1 protein-coding gene is annotated in these 2,457 nt (G+C 78.6%); it reads left to right on the top strand.

Features of this window, described 5'->3' with window-relative positions; all coding sequences use genetic code 11:
* The first annotated feature begins 439 nt into the window (after window positions 1–439).
* A complete protein-coding gene (locus ACZ4VL_RS14410; RefSeq protein ID WP_468199641.1) occupies window positions 440–2,260 on the top strand; it encodes an SPFH domain-containing protein in 1,821 nt (606 codons plus the stop codon).
* The last annotated feature ends 197 nt before the right edge of the window (window positions 2,261–2,457 follow it).

The raw sequence follows: 2,457 nt of genomic DNA, 5'->3' as shown, positions 1-2,457 counted from the left end.
CGCTCCCGCCGGGGCCGTGGCCGACCTGCCGCACGCCGCGACCGGAGCCGCTACCGGGCCGTCGCACGCGTCGGTCGGGGTCGAGGCTGTACGGCCTGGTCGGTCAGCCGGAGCTGCGGCCGAGCCGCCGCATGTTCCTGCCGGGGTGGCCGGCCTGCCTGACCCGTCGGTCGGGTTCGCGGCAATGCCGCCGCACCTGCCCGCCGGAGCGGCGCCCGAACGGCCGCACGCTCCCGCCGCGGCTGTGGCCGACCTGCCGCACACGCCGACCGAAGCTGCGGCCCAACCGCCGCATGCCCCTACGGGGGCGGCGGCCGACATGCCGCGTGCGGTGGCCGGAGTTGCCACCGAACTGCCTCATCCGTCGGTCGGGGTCGAGGCCGAACGGCCGGGCCGGTCAGCCGGAGCTGCGGCCGAGTCGCCGCATCTTCCTGCCGGGGTGGCCGAACTGCCTGACCAGTCGGTCGGGTTCGCGGCACTGCCCCCGCACCTGGCCGCCGAGGCGGCGCACGAACGGCCGCACGCGCCCGCCGGAGCGGGGGCCGAACCGCCGCATGCCCCCGCCGGGGTGGCGGCCGACGTGCCGCTCGCGCAGACCGGAGCCGCGGTCCGGCCGCCGTGTGCCCCCGCCGGGGCCGTGGCCGAGCTGCCGCACGCGTCGGTCGGGGTCGCCACCGGGCCGTCGCACGTGTCGGCCGGGGTCGAGGCCGGACAGCCGGACGGGTCAGCCGGAGCTGCGGCCGAACGCTCGCATGTTCCCGCCGGGGCGGCCGACCGACCGCACCCACTGGCCGGAGCCGCCGACCGGCGATCGCACGCGTCGGTCGGGGTCGCGCCTGAACCGCCGTACCCGTCGGCCGGAGTCGCGGCCGAACCGCCGCACGTGCCGGGGCCCGCGGCCGCGGTCGCGGCCGAATCACTGTCCATGCCCGTCGGAGCCCCTGACCGCTGCGGGGCGGGCCGGAGTTCGGACGTGCACGACCCCGACACCCTGGTCTGCGTACCGGCACCGCAGTTCGCGGACGCCACGGACGCCACGGACGACCGGGGCGAACCCGGGACCGGCGGGCCGGAGCTCCCGAAGGGGGACCGTGAACCCGCGCCCGGTGTCGCCGACATCGTGGCGCAGGCCGTGGCCCGCGGCATGACGGAGGGCGCCGGCCCGGAGGACGACGACGGCGACGACGCCCCGGAGGACGCGCCGGGACGCGGGCTCGCGGTCACCGACGTGCCGGTGCACCTGCCCTTCCCGCCCCTTGCCGCCCGCGCGCCGCGCCCCGGCGGCGCCCCGGCCGGATCGCCCGCGGCCCCGGCTGCGGCCCGGCGCAGCGCCACCCGCCCGGCCCCCGGCCGGCGGGTCCCCCGCGGGGACGACCGGCTGCGGGAGCACCGCGGGCCCGTCCTGCCCGGCTGGGTCGGGGTGGCCGTCGGCGGGCTCGCCCTCGCCGGCTGCCTGGCGGTGTTCTGGCGGGCCGGCGCCCTGCCCGGCGTCTTCGAGGCCGCGGCCGGGGCGACCCCGCGCCCGTACCACGGGCTGCGCCCCACCCACTGGCCCCCGCTCGCCTTCCTCGGGATCGTGGCCCTGCTCGCCCTCGGCGGTCTCGGCCGCGGCAGGACCGGGCACGCCTGCGTGCTCACCCTGTTCGGCCGCTACCGCGGTACGGTCCGCCGGACCGGCCTCATCTGGGTCAGCCCGCTGCTCCTGCGCCGCCGCGTCGACGTACGCCTGCGGCACTGGCGCAGCGAGCCCATGCCCGCCGTGGACTCGGGCGGTCTCGCCCTCCAGGTCGTCGTCCAGGTCGTCTGGCAGGTCAAGGACACCGCCCGGGCGGTTCTGGCCGTCGAGGACCACACGGAGTACCTCGCCGAGCAGGTGGAGTCGGCGATGGCCCGGGTGCTGTCCCAGCTGCCGGCCGACGCCTTCCACGAGGACGCGCCGACCCTGCGCGACGCCGAGGCGGTGGGCGACGCGCTGACCCGGATGCTGGCGGCCGAGACCGAGGCGGTCGGGATCGAGGTGTACTCGGCCCAGCCGACCCGCATCGAGTACGCGCCCGAGGTAGCCGAGGCCATGCGGCGGCGCCGGGTCGCGGCGATCGACGCCAAGCACCGGGACACGGTGCTGACCTCGGTCGTCGACGCGGTGGACGACACCGTCCACCGGCTGACCTCGCGCGGGCTGGTCGAGCTGGACGACTACGAGCGGAAGGCCCTGGTGAAGGACCTCACCGTCGCCTTCTACACGGGCCGCTCGGAGTAGCCCCGGCCCCCGCCCCCGGCCCCCGCCCCCGGCCCCCGGCTCCCGCCCCCCGGCTCCCGCCCCCCGGCTCCCGGCCCCGGACCCCCCGCCCCGATCAGGGCGGGGGTCTGTGGGCTTGGGTGGGTGCTCCTTTTCGCCCCTTTCGGTGCCGGTCAACGTTCGGACATCCCCGGCGGACCGGGGGGGGGGAGAGGGGA

This window comes from Streptomyces sp. NPDC029014, from assembly GCF_055564695.1.
Note: the sequence above shows the minus strand (reverse complement) of the source record. Positions and strands in the feature narration are given on the sequence as shown.